Origin of the sequence: Silicimonas algicola, from assembly GCF_003148765.1 — a bacterium.
GTDB lineage: Bacteria > Pseudomonadota > Alphaproteobacteria > Rhodobacterales > Rhodobacteraceae > Silicimonas > Silicimonas algicola.
Genome location: NZ_QGGV01000003.1, coordinates 357,742 through 374,829 on the forward strand (window position 1 = coordinate 357,742; position 17,088 = coordinate 374,829).

Here is a 17,088-nt window from a genome sequence, read left to right on the forward strand (position 1 = left end):
CGGTGTGTGGGCTCGGCTGGACGCCCTCGCGACCTGCCTCGAAATCGCGTCCGGCTGCGCCTTTCGCAAGCCTGAGTGTCGCAGTTAATTTACAAATCCGACGGCGGCTCCCATACAGCCTTGAATGCGAAGCGCCCTCATTTTTTCCGCCATCGTCGTCGGGTTTGCGGGGATGTTGGCCTTCGCGGCCAGCAGCGTGGAGGCGTGGCGGTTTCCGACCTCGGACGTGACGGTCGAGGAGTTGAACGCGAGCCCTGACGCGCTTGCGAACACGCGCGCCGCCTTCGCCCTGGCGCGCTCCGGCGAGACGGTTCCCTTCCGCGTCCTGTTCTACGGCCAGTCGATCATCGGCTCGGGCTGGGGCGACCTCGCGATGGCGGACTTGGCCAGGCTTCACCCGAACATGGTCTTTCAGTGGGACAATCGATCCATCGGCGGCTTCTCGGCCGAGAACCTTGTCCATACGGCGTCCGCCGATCTGGCCGATCTCTCGCCCGACCTGATCGTCTTTCACGTCTACGGCGACCACCGCGCCTACGAGCGGACCGTCGTCGAAATGCTCAGGCGGACCGGCGCGGACATCATCCTCCAGACGGATCACGCGGACACCATTCCCGAGCCGCGCTGCCAGGTCGGTCTGACGTTGCTTGTCGCGCAGCCCAAAGGGTGCCGCTCCTGGCCCCTGCTGAGGCAAGGGAAGTGGCGCGATTACATGTCGTACCACTTCATACCGGCGCTGGCGGAACGTCTTCATCTCGCGGTCCAGCCAGTGCGTCAGGTCTGGACGGACCGGCTGCGGGCCGAGGGACGCCGGCCGGAAGAAGTTCTGAAAGACGGGCTTCACCTGAACGACGAAGGGCGTCGATGGATGGCCGACTTCTTCGTCGACTTCATCGAGCAGCAGACGGCGCGGTCGGAGGGAGCGTCCCGCAGGCGACTGCTTCCGCTGCCGCAGTCCGATGCCTCCGGCGTTCGCCGGCTTCAGACCGACGCCGACCGCGTCGAGCTTGTGTCTAGGCAGCCCCTGGGGCCCTTGTCGATCAGGATCGACGGAGAGGCGGCAGAAGAGCATCCGAGCTGTGTCGCCCACGGGCGTCCGACCGGGTCGCTGCCCGATCATCCATGGCCGTCGGTGCGCAAGGTGAGTTCGGAAAGCGCCCTTGTGCCCGAAGAGTGGCGCGTGACGATGCGCGACTTCTCGGAGGACTACTCGGACTTCGCCTTCGACGTCGTGGGCTCCGTGACCGGTCCGGACGGCACGGGTCGCGCGGGCGACGATTTCCGGTCCGGCTCCGGGCGCGTCATCCTGGATCAAGCGGACTGGACGACGGCGAGGCTGTTCGCCGAGAAGGGCGTCCCTATCCCCGACCCCTTGACCGTGACCTTCAGCGCCCGGTTCCTCTGCGACGACGTGGCGGCGGTGGGATCTGGGGGTGTGACGCAATTCTACATGACGACGCTCTTCGTGAACACGGGTGGCGGCGAGCACGTCCTGGACTTCGTTCTCGCGCCCGAGAGCGCGGCAGGCATCATGGGCGTCCTTCTGACCGATCATCGCCAATAGCGGAACGCGTTGGCGCGGCACAGGTACGGCGCGGTCGGACTTACGCGACGCGGAGGGGCGCGCTAGGGTGAGGAAATCCCAAAGGGAGTCTCACCGCATGGCCAAGTTCGTGTTCGGAATGAACCTGTCGCTGGACGGCTATGTCGACCACGAAGGCTTCGCGCCCGACGCCACGCTCTTCCGGCACTGGATCGACCAGGTGCGCGAGGCCGGCGGCAGCATCTACGGACGGCGCATCTATGAGATCATGCGCTATTGGGACGAAGAGCAGCCCGGCTGGGGCGAGGACGAGCGCGCCTTCGCGGAGGCCTGGCGGACGCAGCACAAGTGGGTGGTGTCGCGGTCCCTGACCGAGGTCGGCCCCAACGCCACGCTCCTGTCAGACGACATCGAGGACACGATCCGGCGCCTGAAATCGGAGCTTTCGGGCGAGATCGACGTCTCGGGCACGATCCTGGCCGATAGCCTCGGGCAACTCGGCCTCATCGACGAATACCGGCTCTATTTTCACCCGGTCGTCCTCGGTGGAGGCAAGCCGTTCTTCGCGGGACCGCGTCCAAAGCTTCGCCTGGTGGCGAGCGAGCGGATCGGCGGCGAGGCGATCCGGCTGACGTACGTTCCGGAGTAGGTGCGGTTCCCTGGGACAGGGTGGCGATCAGAGGATGCCGTGTCCTTTCAGCAGGGCCTGCTCGTCGCCCGCCATCCAGCCGAAGACCTTCGGTTCGCCGTTCAGCGTCTGGACGAGGTAATGGACATCGAAGTCGATCGCCGTCTCGGGTAGATCGTCGCGGGCATAGGTCGCGGTCCAGGCGGCGTGGGCGACGCAGTGATGCTCGTCCACCGGCGTGATGCGAAGGCCGCGCAGGCGCATGTGCTTCGTCCCCATCGTCCGGTAGGCCTCGTAGCCGTCGAGCATGGCCTTGCGGAGGCTCTCGTCGTTCTTCCCCGTCATCACGCCTGCGGGCGAGGCGCCGATGAACTCCGACGCGTAGAGGCGGTCAACTTCATCGGGATCGAAGTCGCCGGCGAGCGACCGGTTGAAGAAGGCCTCGTAGCGGTCGAAGAGTGTCCGGACGGCGGTTTCCATGCGCTTCGTCTTCTCGAGAGTTCTCAAGGGGAGAGTACATGGGGCGGGCAGGCAACGCGACAAGCAGATGTTGTCGGAGGTGTTTCTCAGTCCGCGACGTCGACGTCCCTGATCCAAATGCCGAACTCGGTAGCATGGCCGCTCAGCACGATCCTGTCTCCGACGGACAGGGGCCGAGAAAGCCTCCGCGAGAGGTGGCAGAAGGTCGCGCTTCCGGTTTCGAGGTGGACCGAGATGCTCTCCCGACATCTCGACCTGTTCAGGCTGATAGAAGAGATCGTGGCAACTTCCGAATAGTCCCTTCCCCAAGCGGCAGCTGCGGCCACGGGCACCAGCGACGCAAAGAAGAAATAAGAGAAAGCCGCCAAGGGAATGGAGCTCAAGAGGAGCATACAAAGACTGAAGTAGGTGGAAGCGCGCACGTTTCGCGGAATGGTCCTGCGCGCCCATCGGACCGAGAGAGCGTAAAAAAGTGAGACGAACGCAGCGGTGGTGGCCAATGTCGCCGCCACGGACAAGCTGGCCCAGAACTGGCTGGGAACGGTTCGGAACCCAAAGAACGGGGAAACGATTCCCAGTATGAACACGAACTCAAGTCCCAGAAAAAGACGTCTGGTCGGCTTCGAAGCCGCCTGAAGTTCCTCACGCACGCCTTGACCGAGAACGCCGCGTCCCAGCAAGCGATCTTTCTCCGGGTCAATGACAAGGTTTCGAAAGACAAGCCCCGGAACCAGGAATGTCAGAGCGAAGGCGAAGCCGAGCGCGACTTCGATCCAGATCGAGATGCCGGCGATTTGAACCAGAAGCAGGTATAGCAGCATCGACAGCGTCATTAGGAAAAAGGCGGCCCCCCGTCCCAGCCAGACTGCCAGTCCCTGAACCCAAGGGATCGAGCGATGCGGCAGGATCAGGGCCAACGCCATGCCGAGCCAGATGGCATGGAGCATCGCCGCCCAGAACGTTCCGAGCTGGACCTGTCCGACCATCGTGCCGCGCCCGAACAGCACGGCGAGGCTTAGAAACGCCGCCCCGCCGAGCACAAGACAAAGGATGTGAGCGGTGCGCATCGCGGTCATGCGGCCGCTCTATCGTTGGCAGGGGGCGATTTTATGGCAGTTGGTGCGCGAGACCACGTGCGCTCCCGTCAACTCGCCAGCACGTTCTTGAACTGCCAGGGGTCGGCCTCGTCGATCTCCTCGTCGAACTTGGTCCAGCGCTCCGAGATGGGCGTCCAGTCGGTGTAGTGCGCCTCGACCGGGCCGAGGTAGGGGCGCTGGACCTCGAGGCAGCGGAGGTGGTCCATCTCGTCGGTCTCGACGATGCCGGCCTGGGGGTTCTCGAGCGCCCAGGCCATGCCGGCGAGGACGGCGGAGGAGACCTGGAGGCCGGTGGCGTTCTGGAAGGGGGCGAGGTCGCGGGTTTCTTCGATGGAGAGCCGCGAGCCGTACCAGAGGGCGTTCTTCTCGTGGCCGTAAAGAAGGACGCCCAACTCGTCGATGCCCTCGGTGATCTCGTTCTCGTCGAGGATGTGCTGGGTCGCCTGGATGCGGCCTGACCCGAAGGTCTCGTGCAGCGAGAGCACCGCGTCGTCGCAGGGGTGGTAGGCGTAGTGGCAGGTCGGGCGATAGTCGGGCCGGGCCGGGTCGCCGACGGTATAGTGGTCGGAGATCGAGATCGCTTCGTTGTGGGTGACGAGGAAGCCGAACTGCGGCCCAGGCGTCGGGCACCAGGTGTGGACGCGGGTGATGGCGCCGGGGCGCGCGATCCAGATGCCGGCGCGGCAGCCGGTGGCGTGGGAATGCGCGTCCTCGGGCATCCAGGTCTCGTGCGTGCCCCAGCCCAGCTCGGCGGGCTGGAAACCTTCCGAGACGAAGCCCTCGACCGACCAGGTGTTGACGAAGGTGCCGATGCGCTTGTGGCGGGTGGATTTCTGGGTGTCGCGCTCGGCGATGTGGATGCCCTTGACGCCGAGCGACTGCATGAACCGGCCCCAGCCCTCGCGCGTGTGCGGCATGGGATCCGAGCGGCCGGTGTCGCGGGACAGCGTCATCAGCGCGTCCTTCACGAACCACGAGACCATGCCGGGGTTCGCGCCGCAGCAGGAGACCGCCGTGGGGCCGCCGGGGTTGCGGGCTTTCTCGTCGCGCACGGCCTGGCGAAGGGCATAGTTGGTGCGGGCGGCGTTGTCGGTGGTGTCGAAGTAGAAGCCGGCCCAGGGCTCGACCACGGTGTCGATGTAAAGCACGCCCAACTCGCGGCAGTGCTTCATGATGTCGAGCGACGAGGTGTCGACCGAAAGGTTGACGCAGAAGCCCTTTCCGTCGGGAAAGAGGCGCGAGAGCAGGGCGCGGTAGTTGTCGCGCGTCACGGCCTCCTCGACATGACGGATGCCGCGCTGCGCAAGGAAGGTGTGGTCGTCGAGGTTCGGCTCGATGACGAAGATCTGGCGCGCGTCGTATTCGAAATGCCGCTCGATGAGGGGCAGGGTGCCGCGCCCGATGGAGCCGAAGCCGATCATCACGATGGGTCCGTCGATGCGTCCGTGGTTCGGGTAGGCGGTCATGGGCGCGGTCTCCATTGAGAAACCGACCTATCATTGCGGGCGGGCGAGTCCAACCGCCGGTCCCGCCAGACCCTCACGGCGAGATGAAGGTCACGCCCTGCATCCGGGCGATGCGGGCGACGTCTTCCTCGTAGAGCTCGGTCAGCGCAGCGACGGTGTCCTCGGTCCAGCCCGGCAGGTCGATCTCGGTCTCGATCTCGTCGCGGAGGGCGTGCGCCTCGAGGAAGGCGGCGATGGCGCGGCGGCGCTTGGTCTCGTTCTCGATCTCGCGTTCGGCGAGAAAGTCGGTGAGCCGCGTCATCCCGTCCTCGGACATGATCGTGTCGAGCATGTCGAAGCCGCCCTCGAGCCTGGTGAAGGGATCGTGGCCCGTCACTTCGCGCATGACCTCGGACCAGATGAAGGGTGTGTCCTCGTGGCACCAGGCGACGATGCGCGCGCCGGGGTTCGCGGCCGCGATGTCGGCGATCACCTCCGACCACATGAGGTCGCCGAGCGAGAGGCCTTCCAGAATGCCGTGACCCTCGCCAGCGGCCGCGAGCGCCTCGGGCACGAATGTCGCGGGATTGCGGATGGCGAGGGCGAATTCCACTTCGTGCGAGGGCAGGCATTGGCGCAGCCAGGACGATTTCTCGGCCTTGGGGTATAGCCCGTTCTGCGCCAGGACGACGCCGACGCGGCAGAGGAAGTTCTCGTTCGACAGGACGACGCGGACCGCGGTGTCGTCGTCGCGGATTGCTTCCAGCAGCATGTCCTCGGTGTCGGTGTCGGCGGCGGACCCGCGCAGCGTCGTCGAGACCTCGCCGATCAACTCGCGATAGCGACCCGGCCCCGGCACGCCGATGCCCTCGGCTGCGAGGGCGGCGCGATTCCGCAAGATCGAGCGGATCAACAGACCGCCGTCCGTGCAATGCGCACCGAGATGGAAGATGACCTGCATCGACTGCCCACGTTTCTTGGGCGGCACGATAGACCGCGCGACTGGACAGGGGAACCAATTTCGAGCTAGGCGAATGCGATGATGACCGACCAAAACGCTCGGACTTTGCGCCGTCTCCGCCTGCGCCCCGACGTCTGGTCGGTTGGCGCGGCCGTGATCGCGGCGCTCGTGCTGATGCCGATCCTGTCGGTCGCCTGGATCGCGCTGCATCCGACGGCGCCGATCTGGGGGCATCTCGTCTCGACGACGCTGCCGCGCTACCTGACGAACTCGGTCGTCATCATGCTGTCCGTGGGCGCACTGTCGGCGGCGATCGGGACTGGGGCGGCCTGGCTCGTGGTGTCCTACCGCTTTCCCGGAGTGCGCTGGTTGCGCTGGATGCTTCTGTTTCCGCTGGCGGTGCCAGGATACCTGGGGGCCTATGCGCTGGTGGACTTTCTCGAGTACGCCGGTCCCGTGCAGACAGCGCTGCGGGAAGCGTTCGGATGGACCAGCGCGCGGGATTACTTTTTCCCCGACATCAGATCGCGTTACGGGGCGATCTTCGTCCTAACTGGCTCGCTCTACCCCTATGTCTACCTCCTCGCCACGGCGGGCTTCCGCGAACAGTCGGGGCGCGCCCACGACGTCGCCCGCGCGCTTGGCGCAGGCCCGTGGCGAAGGTTCCGCACCATCGCATTACCGCTGGCCCGCCCGGCCATCGCAGCGGGCACGGCCATCGTGATGATGGAGACGGTGAACGACTTCGGCGCTGTCGATTTCTTCGGGGTCCAGACGCTGACGACGGGCATCTTCTCGGTCTGGCTCGAAGCGGGGAACGCGGGTGGTGCCGCGCAGATTGCCTGCGTCATCCTCGCCATGATCCTCGCCCTCGTCGCCATCGAGAAGGCGAGCCGCCGGAGGGTCCGCTTTCACCGCATGACGCGGGGCGAGCACAGGATCGAGCCGCAGGACCTGCCGGGAGTCAGGGGATGGATCGCCACGGTGGCCTGCGCGCTGCCGTTCCTCGCAGGGTTCGTGCTGCCGGTCGCGGTGCTTGGCCAGCACGCCCTGACGCAGGAGGGAGGCTGGATCACGCCCGGCCTCGCGCGCGCTGTCCTCAACACCTTCGTCGTCGGTGGTGGCGCGGCGGTCGTGACCGTCACCGCGGCGCTGTTTCTTGTCTACGGCATGCGGCTGTCGGGGCGCACGCTGCCCATGGTCGTCCTGCCTGCGACGACGATCGGCTATGCCGCGCCCGGGGCCGTCCTGGCGCTCGGGCTTCTGATCCCGCTCGCCGCCTTCGACAACGCGCTCGCCGACGGCATCCTCGCGCTGACCGGGCGCGATCCCGGCCTTCTGCTGACGGGAGGCGCCACGGTCCTCATCTACGCCTACGCCGTCCGTTTCTTCGCCATCGCGCAGGGGGCGACCGACGCAGCTCTCGGGCGGGTCTCGCCCAGCCTGCCGCTGGCCGCGCGCACGCTCGGGCGGTCTCCGGGAGGCACGCTTCGGGCCGTGCAGATGCCGCTGATCCGGGGGTCCGTCGCCACGGCGCTCCTCCTCGTCTTCGTCGACGCGGTGAAGGAACTGCCGGCGACGCTGCTGCTTCGTCCCTTCAACTTCGACACCCTCGCCACCCGCGCCCACGAGCAGGCGTCGCTCGAGAAGATCGCCGAGGCCGCGCCGCCCGCCATGCTCATCATCGCCGCGAGCCTCGCCGCCGTGGCCTTCGTCGCCCGCGACATGGTCCGCGCGCGGTAGCTTGCCCGACCGCGCGCGCGTTGCTATGTGAGCGGCACGGTGCCCCTATAGCTCAGCTGGTAGAGCATCTGATTTGTAATCAGGGGGTCGGGAGTTCGAGTCTCTCTGGGGGCACCACTTTCTTGGCTTTAGCCATTTCTTAAAGCGGAGGTCACCGCCTTCCGCGCCACCTGGGGTCACGGTCAGATCCTCCGGCCGACCTGAGGCGCCCTCTGGGGGCTCGGCTTGTGCAGCTCTCGTGACGGGACTCCAGCGGCCGTCAGCCGTCTGTTCGAACCGCGATCCAGATCGTGTGGCGGGCGCCGCGTTTGGTGCGGCCTGCGCGGACCGTGTGTTCGCTGACGTCGAACCCGCACCGGGAGAGGCGTCTGGAGAAGGCCGAATCCGGCGCGGCCGACCACACGGCGAGGACACCGCCCGGGGTCAGCGCGCGACGCGCCGATTGTAGGCCCTCCGTTCCATAAATCGTCGCGTTGTCCGCACGGACAAGGCCGTCGGGGCCGTTGTCGACGTCGAGGAGAATCGCGTCGAACGCGCCCGTCGCCCCGCGTATCTGGCCGAGGACATCTCCTGTCCGCACCTCCAGCCGCGGATCCGACAGGGCCGCTCCGAAGACCTCGGCCATGTGCTCTTCAGCCCAGGCGATGAGGTCAGGCACGATCTCCGAGACGATCAGGCGCGCATTCGGGGGAGCTGTCGATTGAACGGCGCGAAGGGTGAAGCCCATGCCGAGGCCTCCGATCAGCACGCAGGGGGCGGACCGTCCGGCCAGCCGATCCAGGGCGAGCGTGCCAAGCGCCTCTTCCGAGCCGCCGAGCCGGCTGTTCATGAGCTCGTTTCCGTCCGCCAGACGGATCGAGAATTCATCGCCCCGGCGCAGAAGGCGAAGCGTCCCCCCGTCGGGGGCCGTCGCGGTCGCCAGATGGATCCACGGGACCATGGCAGCGATCCTTTCGTCGAAGCGGAGTCTTCCTCGAGCGGCCCGGTCCGGGGCCGCTCTACCCGCCCACGCGGCTGGCGGCATAGGCGATGGCGCGCTGGTAGTTGCCGCTGTCGTTCCAGGCCGACAGGACCTTGAAGTTGCGCGTGCCCTCATGGAACGGCTGACCCGGCTGCCAGCCGTTGGACCTCAGCATGTTGGCCGCCGTGGCAAGAGCGTCCACCGCGTCATAGGGATCGGCCCTGCCATCGCCGTTGGCATCGACGCCGTATTGCAGCCAGTTGCCGGCGAGGAACTGCAGGTGTCCAAGCTCGCCCGAGGGTCCTCCCCGTGTGGCGGCATTGATCGCACCCCGGTCGACGAGGGTGAGGGCCGCCAGGGCGTGGCTCTCGAACTTCGGGTGCCTGCGACAGTACGAGGCGAGCGTCACCGCACCCGACACGATGGGGGTCTCGCCAAGGTAGCCGCCCCAGCTCGTTTCCAGGCCCCAGAGCGTCGCCAGAACCGATCCCGGCACCCCGTAGCGCTTCTCGATCGCCGCGAACAGCTTCGCGTTCCGCCGGACGCGGCTCTCTGCCCCGCTGATGAAGGCGGCCGCGCTCGACCCGCTGCGCTTGGCGAGGAACGTGGCCGGATCCGACTGCAGGGTGCCGCCCTGGCTGCTGGGGTTGGATTCGAGACGCCAGGTGATGCCCGACAGCTGGCTGGATGCGAGAGCCTGAAGTCCCCGCTCGCCGATGTCGCTGCGTCTGGCATCCGAGGACAGGGCCTGGACGTAGCCGGGAAAGCCCGCCTTCTGCGTGATGCAGGGTGCCGCGACGGAGGGTGACGCGGCGAGCGAGAAAGCGACGACAACAAGGGAGAGGCGAGACTTCAAGGCGTGATCTTTCTGGGCGGACGTTGTGCAGAACTAAAGCCGCAATCGCCGGTTCAGTAAACCCATGCGGGCGTTACCCCTGCGTGGGCCGACGGTGTCACGGCATGAGCTGTCCACCGTTCACTTCGATGGTCTGCCCGATGATGAACCCCGACAGCGCCTCGGAGGCGAGGAAGAGATAGGCCCCGACGCAGTCACCCGCCTCGCCGAGCCGCCCCTGCGGAATGGTGGCGAGCATCGCGTCCATCTGGGCTTGCGTCGAATAACGCTCGTGGAATGGCGTAGCGATGACGCCCGGAGACACGGCGTTCACCCGGATGCCGTTGCCGATCCACTCCTTTGCCATCCCGCGCGTCACGTTCGAGACGAAGGCCTTCGACGACCCATAGAGCCCCGCGCCGCCGCTCGCCCCGTTTCGGGCGGCGATGGACGTCGTGTTGATGACGAAGCCGCCCTGCTTCTTCAAGTGGGGCAACGCCGCCTTCGAGGCCACGATGATCGAGCGCGCGTTCAGATCCATGATCCGGTCATAGTCGTCGTCCGTGGCCTCCGCGTAGGGGACGCGTTTGACCATGCCGCCCGCGTTGTTGATGAGACCTTCGAGCCCGCCGAGCGCCGTTGCCGCCTCTTCGACGGCGGCGGCAAGGGCCGCGCTGTCCGAGGCGTCGGCCCGGACCAGGACGGCAGAACCGCCCTCGGCCTCGATGTCCCGCACGACGCCTACGGCGGCATCGCGGCTGGAGTTGTAGTGGACCGCGACCTTTGCGCCCTGTGCGGCGAACGCGCGGGCCAGGGCCGCACCGATGCCTGTCGACGCGCCAGTGATCAGGACGCGCTTTCCATCGAGGTCGGGCAGTCTTCCATAAGTTGGGGTCAAGTTCTCTCTCCTCGAAGGGTGTCCGTGCCGAGCGGGTTGTTTGCGAACGATCTACTCAGGTGTTGCGCGATCTTTCAACTTCACACCATACTCGAAGGATAATCCGGCGATAGAAACGCCGTACTCCAGGGAGGAAATCATGGAAAAGTTAGCTGCTGCGGCAGTCTGCGCCGCATTTGTCACGGGGGCGTCCGTCGCCTCGGCGACCGAACTCGTCGGTGCGGTTCAGTTCGACGAGAACCACGCCTTCACGAAGGCCTTGCGGGAATTCGAGCGTGTCGCGGGTGAATGCTCGGGCGGATCGCTGACCTTCGACCTTCATCTCAATTCCGAGCTTGGACTCGAGAAGGACTACTTCGAGAACATGAGCCAGGGCATCGCGGTGGACTATGCCATCGTCAGCCCGTCGCACATGTCGACCTTCTCGCAGAAGGCGCCGCTGATGGACATGCCGTTCCTGTTCCGGGACCTCGATCACTGGAACGCGGTCATGGAGCAGGACGCGCTGGCGCCGCTTGCCGACGACGTCCTTCAGCAAGCCAACGTGCGCCTCATCGGCTATGCCGGCGGCGGCACGCGGAACCTGATCGTCAACAAGCCCATCACCAACATGGCCGAGCTCGAAGGTCTGCCGATGCGCGTCATGGGCGCGCCGATCCAGACCCGGATCTTCGAGGCGATCAACGCAGCACCTTCGGTCATCGCCTATGACGAGGTCTACAACGCAATTCAGACCGGCGTCATCGATGCGGCCGAGAACGAGGCTGCGGGCATCGAGCAGATGAAGTTCTACGAGGTCGGTCCCGACATCGCGCTGACCAAGCACGCCATCACGGTGCGTCCGATCGCCTTCGCGAATGCGACGTTCGAGCGTCTGACGCCCGAAGAGCAGCAGTGCGTGCTGGAGGCGGGCAAGGCCGGCGGCAAGCTGGGCCGCGATGTCGAAAGCGGGCAGGACAGCGACAAGCTGCAGGCGATGGAAGACGCGGGCCTGCTGAAGACCCACGAGTTCACCGAGCGCGACAAGCTTCTGGAGCTCGCCGGGCCGGTCAAGGCAGCCTATGCCGAAGAGCTGGGCGCGACCGACGTGCTTCAGGCCATCGAAGCCGTGAAGTGACCAACAAGGCCCCTGCGTCGCACGTCGCGGCGCGGGGGCCCATTGTCCGACACATCGAGCAGGACGCGCCATGCGCATGATTCTGGAAGGCTATTACCGCCTTCTGAAGATACTCATCACTGTGCTGATGGCCGGATTGATCGTGCCGGTCTCGATGCAGATCCTCAGCCGCTACACAGGCGTCATCCCGCGGTACATCTGGACGGAGGAGATCGCGCGGTTCTGCTTTGTCTGGATCATCATGATCGGCGCGATGATCGCGGTCCGCGACGGCACCCATTTCGACGTGGACGTCCTTCCGCACAGCGCAAACCCCAGGATCGAGTTCGCCTCGCGGCTCTTCGTCAACCTTGCCATCCTGGCCATGGCGCTGTCGTTCCTGTGGTGGGGGCAGGATTTCTTCGTTCTCGGATCGCGCCAGCAGTCCGAGATTTTCGGCCTGCCGATGTGGATGATCTACGTCGCCTGGCCGCTGGCCGGCGCGACCTGGGCGCTGTTCATCATCGAGCGGATCTACGACGACATCCGGGGCTCCGGCCCGACCGAAGGGGATATGCATGGGGCCGGGTGAAGTCGCAGCGCTCCTGTTCGGAACCTTCGGTGTCCTGGTCGTCCTGCGCGTTCCCGTGGCCTTCGCGCTTGGCCTTGCCGTGGTGCCGGTCTTCTTCATAGACGACCGGCTGACGCCGGTTCTCCTGATGCGCGAGATGTTCAAGAGCTACAACGCCTTCATCCTTCTCGCGGTGCCGTTCTTCCTTCTGGCGGCCAACCTGATGAACTCGGCCGGGATCACCGACCGGCTGATCCGGCTTGCGCGCGCTCTCGTGGGTCACTTTCCGGGGGGACTCGGCCACGTCAACGTGGTGGTCTCGATGCTGTTCGCCGGCATCTCGGGATCGTCGACGGCGGACGCGGCGGGCATCGGCTCGCTCTTGATCCCGCAGATGAAGAAGGAGGGCTACGGGACGTCCTTCTCGGTGGCGATCACCGCCTGTTCCAGCGTCATGGGCGTCATCATCCCGCCGTCGATCCTGATGGTCGTCTGGGGCGGCCTGATGTCGGTCTCCATCGGCGGCCTGTTTCTCGCGGGCGTCATTCCCGGCATCCTCATCGCCCTGTCGCAGATGATAACGGTGTATTTCTACGCCAAGCGGTACGGCTATCCGGTGCATCAGCGCTCGACCCTTGCCGAATTGCTGAGTGCCATCGCAGGCGCATCGCTGGCTCTGATGACGCCTGTCATCATCGTCGGCGGCATCGTCGGAGGGTTCTTCACCCCGACCGAAGCCTCGGTGGTCGCGGTGCTCTACTCGCTGTCGCTGGGCCTCTTCGTCTATCGCACCATCACGCCGCGACAGCTTCCGCACGTCCTCTACGACAGCGCGCGCTTCGCCGCGATCACGCTCTTCTGCATCGGAACCGCTTCGGCCTTCGGGTGGTGCCTCGCCTACTTCAAGATCCCCGCCGCGCTGGTCGACCAGATCGACCAGATGGGCCTTGGACTGATCGGCACGGGGATCATGTGCGCTCTGGCCTTCCTGCTGATCGGGATGTTCATCGACGCGATCCCGGCGATCATCATCCTCGGCACCGTCCTCTATCCGGTGACGCAGCACGTCGGAATGCATCCGATCCATTTCGCGATCATCGGCGTGATGAGCCTCGCCTTCGGACTGGTCACGCCGCCTTACGGGCTGTGCCTGCTGATCGCCTCCGCCATAGGTCAGATCCGACTGATCGAGGCCCTGCGGGACGTCATCGTGATCCTACTACCGATGCTCGTCGTGCTCCTCGTCATCATTCTTGTCCCGGACCTGATCCTCGCCTTGCCGAGATGGCTGATGCCCAACTTCGTGCAGTGAGGCCTGATCGACGCGGGGCGATTGAGCGGGACGGACGGTCGTGTGTCAAAAGGCATGGAGTGGCAGATGGCGCGAGGGGCGCGTCCGACATGGTGACGGAGCCGGAATGACCCCATGACCGAAGGCACGGCGCGGCGCTGGCCGGTGATTTCCGCCCTCGGCGTGGTGATGATCTTCACCTGGGGCAGCACTTACTACCTGATGACGGTCCTTGCCGCGCCGATCGCGGCGGACACGGGGTGGAGCCTCGGGGCGATCACCGGGGCCTTGTCGGCCGGGCTTCTCGTGGCGGGGCTTGCCTCTCCCACGGTGGGCCGGGCCATTGCGCGCCACGGGGGGCGGCCGGTCCTGGCGGCGGGATGCGCCTTGATCGCGGCGGGACTTCTGGTCATCGCAATTGCCACGAAGCTCTGGATGTTCTGGGCGGGCTGGCTGGTCCTCGGCCTCGGCATGGCGGCGGGGCTCTACGACCCGGCGTTCGCATCGCTCGGGCGGCTCTACGGCAGGGACGCGCGCAGCGCGATCACGGCGCTGACGCTCTGGGGCGGCTTCGCCAGCGCGGTGTGCTGGCCTCTGTCCTCGCTGATGCTCGAAGCCTGGGGGTGGCGCGGGGTCGCCGCGACCTATTCCGCGCTCCACCTGTTCGGGACGATGCCGCTGGTGCTCTGGGCCATTCCCGCCGCCGACCCGCCGGGGGAGCGGCCGCCGTCCGGTGCGCCGCCTCCGAGCGGTCTCGAGGGGCGTGACGCGCAAGTGTTCGGGCTGATGGCGGCGATGCTCGTCGTCAACGGGCTGATCGTCGTCAATGTCTCGACGTGGCTTTTCACTCTGTTGCAGGCGCGCGGTCTGTCGCTTGCGACCGCGGTGGCGCTCGGGGCGCTGATCGGTCCCTCGCAGGTGGGCGCGCGGGTGCTCGAGATGGCGGGCAGGGGGCGGCACCACCCGATCTGGACGCTGGCGGCGTCGGTCCTGGCCATCGCGGCGGGGCTGGCCTTGTTGGCCGCTGGCGTGGGTGTCGCGGGGGCGGCGCTCATCCTCTATGGCGGGGGCAACGGGCTTTTCTCCATCGCGCGGGGGGCGCTGCCGCTGGCCGTGTTCGGCGTCGAGCGCTATCCCGCGGTCATGGGACGGCTGGCGCGCCCGTCGCTCGTCGCACAGGCGGCGGCTCCGTTGCTGGGGGCCTGGGTGATCGCCAACGCGGGGGCGGACGCTGCGCTCTCGACGATCTCGGCGCTGGCGGCCGCGAACGTGGTCCTTCTGGCGTTGCTCTGGCGCGCCGTTCGTGGGTGAGCGACGCATCCGAGGCTCTATCCGAGACATCGGGATCGTAACGGCGCGTTCGAGCCCCATATGATGTCCGGCAGTGGTGAGGCCTCGTGGGGGCTCTGCGCGACAGGATCGCGCGAAACAGGACGAGGAACGCAGATGACGGATGTTCATGGCGGCCCCACAGGGGCGACGGACGGCAACGCCGCAAAGCGAGCCTGCCCGAGATGCAGCCCGCTGTCCCCAGGCGTGGCTGCTCTGCGAGGCGCGCGTCCCGTCGGCCAGGGCCAGTCCTAGCATCATGGCATCCGTCACGATCACGCACGCGACCCACTATCGCTATCAGGCGGCGGTGACGCTTGGTCCGCATCGCATGATGCTGCGCCCGCGCGAGACGCGGGATCTCTCGCTGACGTCGTTCGAACTCGACATCGTGCCTGCGGCTCGCATCGACTGGTCGCACGACGTGGCGGGCAACGCGATCGCCACGGCGAACTTCGATGCGATGTCCGACACGCTTTCGATCCGCTCGCGCACGCGCGTCGAGATCACCGCCCCGGTCTGGCCGGTCTTCCCCATCGCGGCCTCCGCGACGTCCTTTCCGTTCGCCTATGACATCGACGACCTCGTCGACCTCGGCGCCCTCGTCGCGCCGCAGTACGCCGACGATGCAGGGCGGCTGACGCACTGGGTCGAGGGCTTCGTGATGGGACGGCCGACCGACACGCTGTCGCTTCTCAAGGACATCAGCAACGGCATAACCGCGCAGATCCTCTACGAGAGCCGCGAGACGGAGGGCACGCAGGGGCCTTTGGAGACTTTGGACAGGGGCTGGGGCAGTTGCCGCGACTTCGCGGTGCTCTTCGCGGAAGCGGTCAGGACACTTGGCCTGGGGGCGCGTATCGTCTCGGGCTATCTCTTCGATCCGGACAGGTCGCTGATTGGATCCTCGGGCGGCGGATCGACCCATGCCTGGGCCGAAGTCTTCGTGCCGGGCGCCGGTTGGATCCCCTTCGATCCGACGAACCGTGCCGTCGGATCCGCCGGGCTCATACCCGTCGCCGTGGGGCGACGGATCGAGCAGGTTTCACCGATCAGCGGCAGCTTTCACGGCCGCACGTCCGATCAGCTGTCGCTCGATGTGGAGGTGAAGGTTTTCACCACCTAGACGCTTCGGCGCGTCGCAGGGGTGAAACGGTCGCGACCGCGCCTCGCACGGTCGCGACAGATGCAGGCAAGTCAGCCTTCGGTCTTTTCCGCGTCGGGAGCCGTCTCTTCAGCCTCAACCACGGGCGTCGGCGCCTTGCGCATTCCGAACCGCTTCATCTGAGGCTTCTTGGTCGGCTGGCTCAGGAATTCCTTCAGGTCCAGCTGCTTCTTCGGTGTTGAATAGCCCATCGTGTCGTCTCTCCATTTGATTTCGAGGTCACCGATGAGCAGAAGATACTCGTCAGTTCAGTATCCTGCGTTCAAGTCGTCCGCACCATTACAACACGCCCCCCTCCCGCAAAAGCAGGAGGCCAGGCTTCGGTATCTGTCGGCGACAGGTACCGCGGGGGCACCCTGTCCGTCCGTAAAGCAAGGCAGGCCCGGGATCAACGATCCTGGTCGCGCGCCTCGCGGGCTGCCTTCAGACGGGCGGTCTTGTCGGCCCGCTCGGTGGCTTCGGCGTCGATGATCACCTTCGCCGCCGCGCTCGTCTTGTCGATAGGCGTCGACGGAGAGGGCCGCTTTTCCTTGAAAAGGCCGACGGGAACGCCGTGTCGGTCCCGGGCTCCCTGCAGACGCGGTGCGCTGAGGAGAAGGTCATCGATTGAGTTGCTCATGCGCGGTCCTGTAACTTCGCGGCTGTGCCGCGTCCGGGTTGAGTGAAGGCAGCGGCCAAAGAGGTCCCGTGACGGCTCATGGCGGCGCTCTTCGGCTGTGGCGGCGTCGGCGGATGCGGCGGCCCCGCGGTCGTCGTCTTCCAAGTGAAAGCCGATGGAAAAGGAAAAGGGGCTGCCGATCAGAAGATTGACGCCCCTGTAACTTAAGGGACAAAACCCTGATTTACAAGGGGCGCCGAAAGTGACCGGGGGCGACTCGCCCCACCGTTGCTCCAGCATCGCGCTCGAGGACTTGCCCACGGCCCGTCACCGCCAGCCTTCGCACAAAAATCCGGCGTTCCCCGCGACATCGCGGGTTTCCTCTGGCCTTTCGCCTCTTTGCCGGGCGAGAATGTGGAGGAGCGGCGAGAAAAACGCCGGTGGCGG

The 17,088-nt window shown here is 66.2% G+C and carries 17 protein-coding genes and 1 tRNA gene; 9 read left to right on the forward strand and 9 right to left on the reverse strand.

Annotation, left to right across the window (positions count from 1 at the left end):
* Window positions 1-124: 124 nt before the first annotated feature.
* Entirely contained in the window at window positions 125-1,564 is a 1,440-nt protein-coding gene (locus tag C8D95_RS09165; protein WP_109758870.1) for an SGNH/GDSL hydrolase family protein, read from the forward strand.
* A 97-nt stretch (window positions 1,565-1,661) separates the two neighbouring features.
* On the forward strand, window positions 1,662-2,192 hold the full coding sequence (locus tag C8D95_RS09170; protein ID WP_109758871.1) for a dihydrofolate reductase family protein: 531 nt from the start codon (window positions 1,662-1,664) through the stop codon (window positions 2,190-2,192).
* 27 nt (window positions 2,193-2,219) lie between these two features.
* On the opposite strand, the gene C8D95_RS09175 is transcribed toward C8D95_RS09170, so the two are convergent.
* The 4 genes from C8D95_RS09175 to C8D95_RS09190 form a co-directional block, all read right to left on the reverse strand.
* Window positions 2,220-2,651 (reverse strand): DUF6841 family protein, encoded by a 432-nt coding sequence (locus C8D95_RS09175; RefSeq protein WP_109758872.1) that lies wholly within the window; start codon window positions 2,649-2,651, stop codon window positions 2,220-2,222.
* A gap of 86 nt (window positions 2,652-2,737) precedes the next feature.
* Window positions 2,738-3,658 carry a hypothetical protein gene (locus C8D95_RS09180; RefSeq protein ID WP_146202987.1) on the reverse strand — a complete coding sequence of 307 codons (921 nt, stop codon included), beginning with the start codon at window positions 3,656-3,658 and terminating at the stop codon, window positions 2,738-2,740.
* Between the two features lie 137 nt (window positions 3,659-3,795).
* Entirely contained in the window at window positions 3,796-5,214 is a 1,419-nt protein-coding gene (locus C8D95_RS09185) for a homospermidine synthase (RefSeq protein WP_109759021.1), read from the reverse strand.
* A gap of 73 nt (window positions 5,215-5,287) precedes the next feature.
* Window positions 5,288-6,181 (reverse strand): hypothetical protein, encoded by an 894-nt coding sequence (locus C8D95_RS09190; RefSeq protein ID WP_146202988.1) that lies wholly within the window; start codon window positions 6,179-6,181, stop codon window positions 5,288-5,290.
* A 54-nt stretch (window positions 6,182-6,235) separates the two neighbouring features.
* Between C8D95_RS09190 and C8D95_RS09195 the strand changes: the two genes are divergently transcribed.
* A complete protein-coding gene (locus C8D95_RS09195) occupies window positions 6,236-7,897 on the forward strand; it encodes an ABC transporter permease (RefSeq protein WP_109759022.1) in 1,662 nt (553 codons plus the stop codon).
* Between the two features lie 41 nt (window positions 7,898-7,938).
* A tRNA-Thr gene (locus tag C8D95_RS09200) sits at window positions 7,939-8,014 on the forward strand.
* 142 nt (window positions 8,015-8,156) lie between these two features.
* On the opposite strand, the gene C8D95_RS09205 is transcribed toward C8D95_RS09200, so the two are convergent.
* The 3 genes from C8D95_RS09205 to C8D95_RS09215 form a co-directional block, all read right to left on the reverse strand.
* Complete coding sequence (locus tag C8D95_RS09205) at window positions 8,157-8,837, reverse strand: spermidine synthase (RefSeq protein WP_109758875.1); 681 nt, start codon at window positions 8,835-8,837, stop codon at window positions 8,157-8,159.
* Between the two features lie 58 nt (window positions 8,838-8,895).
* Window positions 8,896-9,714 carry a lytic murein transglycosylase gene (locus C8D95_RS09210; protein ID WP_109758876.1) on the reverse strand — a complete coding sequence of 273 codons (819 nt, stop codon included), beginning with the start codon at window positions 9,712-9,714 and terminating at the stop codon, window positions 8,896-8,898.
* Window positions 9,715-9,811: 97 nt separating this feature from the next.
* Window positions 9,812-10,591, reverse strand: coding sequence for an SDR family NAD(P)-dependent oxidoreductase (locus C8D95_RS09215; RefSeq protein ID WP_109758877.1), 780 nt, complete (start codon window positions 10,589-10,591; stop codon window positions 9,812-9,814).
* A 139-nt stretch (window positions 10,592-10,730) separates the two neighbouring features.
* On the opposite strand from C8D95_RS09215, the gene C8D95_RS09220 reads away from it, so the two are divergent.
* From C8D95_RS09220 to C8D95_RS09240, 5 genes are all read left to right on the forward strand, one after another.
* Window positions 10,731-11,708, forward strand: a complete 978-nt coding sequence (locus C8D95_RS09220; protein ID WP_109758878.1) for a TRAP transporter substrate-binding protein — start codon at window positions 10,731-10,733, stop codon at window positions 11,706-11,708.
* 70 nt (window positions 11,709-11,778) lie between these two features.
* Window positions 11,779-12,279, forward strand: a complete 501-nt coding sequence (locus C8D95_RS09225) for a TRAP transporter small permease (protein ID WP_109758879.1) — start codon at window positions 11,779-11,781, stop codon at window positions 12,277-12,279.
* The gene (locus C8D95_RS09230) at window positions 12,266-13,570 is read left to right on the forward strand and encodes a TRAP transporter large permease (RefSeq protein WP_109758880.1); all 1,305 of its coding nucleotides are present in this window, start codon (window positions 12,266-12,268) and stop codon (window positions 13,568-13,570) included. The genes C8D95_RS09225 and C8D95_RS09230 overlap by 14 nt, the downstream gene beginning before the upstream one ends.
* A 114-nt stretch (window positions 13,571-13,684) precedes the next feature.
* Window positions 13,685-14,860 carry an MFS transporter gene (locus C8D95_RS09235; RefSeq protein ID WP_109758881.1) on the forward strand — a complete coding sequence of 392 codons (1,176 nt, stop codon included), beginning with the start codon at window positions 13,685-13,687 and terminating at the stop codon, window positions 14,858-14,860.
* A gap of 277 nt (window positions 14,861-15,137) precedes the next feature.
* A complete protein-coding gene (locus C8D95_RS09240; RefSeq protein WP_109758882.1) occupies window positions 15,138-16,004 on the forward strand; it encodes a transglutaminase family protein in 867 nt (288 codons plus the stop codon).
* A 71-nt stretch (window positions 16,005-16,075) separates the two neighbouring features.
* Here the strand turns inward: C8D95_RS09240 and C8D95_RS22005 are convergent, their stop codons facing one another.
* Both C8D95_RS22005 and C8D95_RS09245 read right to left on the reverse strand, forming a co-directional pair.
* Complete coding sequence (locus C8D95_RS22005; RefSeq protein ID WP_164721519.1) at window positions 16,076-16,234, reverse strand: hypothetical protein; 159 nt, start codon at window positions 16,232-16,234, stop codon at window positions 16,076-16,078.
* 197 nt (window positions 16,235-16,431) lie between these two features.
* A complete protein-coding gene (locus C8D95_RS09245) occupies window positions 16,432-16,662 on the reverse strand; it encodes a hypothetical protein (protein ID WP_109758883.1) in 231 nt (76 codons plus the stop codon).
* Window positions 16,663-17,088 lie beyond the last annotated feature (426 nt).